This window comes from Streptomyces roseochromogenus subsp. oscitans DS 12.976 (genome assembly GCF_000497445.1).
GTDB lineage: Bacteria > Actinomycetota > Actinomycetes > Streptomycetales > Streptomycetaceae > Streptomyces > Streptomyces oscitans.
In genome coordinates this window covers 356,028-357,775 of record NZ_CM002285.1, presented here as the reverse complement: position 1 = coordinate 357,775, position 1,748 = coordinate 356,028, and the positions used below count along the sequence as shown (strand labels likewise).

Annotated in this window: 3 protein-coding genes; all 3 read right to left on the bottom strand. The window is 74.9% G+C overall.

Annotation, left to right across the window (positions count from 1 at the left end; translation table 11 throughout):
* Positions 1-42 precede the first annotated feature (42 nt).
* Positions 43-270 (bottom strand): V-type ATP synthase subunit F, encoded by a 228-nt coding sequence (locus tag M878_RS52135; protein WP_023544391.1) that lies wholly within the window; start codon positions 268-270, stop codon positions 43-45.
* Positions 271-272: 2 nt separating this feature from the next.
* Complete coding sequence (locus tag M878_RS52130) at positions 273-686, bottom strand: ATP synthase subunit C (protein ID WP_023544390.1); 414 nt, start codon at positions 684-686, stop codon at positions 273-275.
* The coding region (locus M878_RS52125) for a V-type ATPase 116kDa subunit family protein (RefSeq protein ID WP_023544389.1) at positions 671-1,748 on the bottom strand (1,078 nt) is incomplete at its 5' end. The genes M878_RS52130 and M878_RS52125, both read right to left, overlap by 16 nt.

The window sequence follows — 1,748 nt, the reverse complement described above, 5'->3', positions numbered from 1 at the left end:
GCAACTCCGCGCGCACGGGGTCCAACGCGTCGACCGGCGCGGTCATCGGGGCGTCACCACCGTCAGCGGCCGGGATGGGCCGGGAGTCATGGTCTCGGTCCCCAGCGCTTCGGCGGCCTCGGCCGTGAGAATCACGAGAGCGGCCGTGCCGGGAAGCTCACGCCAGGCCCGGCGGACGGCTTCCGGATCCTCCGCCACGCGGACCTCGACTCCGGCCAGGGCCAGCCCGCACACGCTGGTCCATGCCCCGATGGCGGCCACCGTGCCCATGGTCAGGCCTTTCCGATGAGCAGGATCGCGACCACCAGTCCGTACACGGCGATGCCCTCCGCGAGTCCGACGATCACCATCGCACGCCCGAACATCTCGGGCCGTTCGCTCAGCGCCGCCAGCGCCGCGGCGCCGGTGTAGGCCACGGCGATCGCGGCGCCGATGGAGGCGCCGGCCACCGCGATGGCCGCCCCGACCAGAGCGGACCCGTTGACCCCGCCGGACGCCGTGGCCTGCGCCGACGCCTGCGCGGGGCCCGCGAGTGCCGTGGCCAGGACGACACAGGCGCCGCCCAGCAGCGCCAGGTTCGTGGCCAGCAGCCAGCGGAAGGCGTGTCTGGTCCGGCGGCGGCGCAGCGGCCGGACGGCGCCGAGCACCGTGGCCAGGACCGGCAGGACGATCAGCCAGGTGAGCATGGGATCACCTTCGTAACGCGGTCGGCAGGTTCCGCCGGGGGAACGTGCCAGGGACGGAACGGGCGGCCCTCCGCCTCGAAGAGCCGGGAGAAGAGTTCGTAGAAGTCGAGCCGCAAGGCCTGCACCCCGGCCACGAGGGCCTCCAGGCCGAACGAGACGGCCGTACCCACGGTGAACAGCAGCACGGCTCCGACGACTCCTGCGGCACCGCGCCCGGCGAGTCCCGTGGTGCCGCGCCACACCAGGTCGGCGAGCGCCGCGTGAGTGAGGCCGAAGGCCGCGAGCCGGGCGAACGACAGGGTGTTGGTGCCGGTGCGTACGACGATGTCGAACAGCCGGACAGCCGTCTCGGCGTATCCCGCGCCGCCGCCCGCCGTGGCCCGGAACAGGCCGAGGGCCACCAGCGCCAGCCCGGCCAGGGCGCCGGTGGCCCCGATGACGGCCACCGGCGGCCGACGCACGAGCAGACCGGCCGCAGCCAGGGCGAGCCCCAGGTAGAACAGCAGCCCGGCACAGCCGGATGCCGCGAACAGTGCCGCCGCCCAGCCGTTCCCACGCACCCGGTTGACCGCGCCGGCGGCATGCGCGACCGCGAGCAGTCCCGCTCCGAAGACCACGGAGGCGGCCAGCAGGCGCGCAGGACTGTCCAAGGGGCTCAGCCACAGCACCGGCAGCAGCCCGGTCGGGCCGAAGAACTCCCCGTAGGCGGCGCCCGCGAGCATGGCGGCGATGCCCGCACCGGCCAGAAGGGGCCATAGCCGCCTCAGCCGGACGAACCGGCGGGGCCACCCGAGACGGAGCGCGAGCGCGCCGAGCACCAGCATGGCCCCGTGCCCCACGTCACCGAACATGATCCCGAACATCGCGACGTAGGCGAGGCCCGCCGGCCACGAGGGGTCGAGGTCCGCGTACGCCGGTGTGCCGTACGTCGTCACCAGGGGCGTGAAGGAGACGGACCCGCCGGGCCGCAGCAGCGTCGGCGGATCGGTGCCGCGCGGGAGCGGCAGCGGCAGCAGGGCGCCACCCGCGGCAGCCAGCCGGCCGGCGACGCGGGGCACCTCG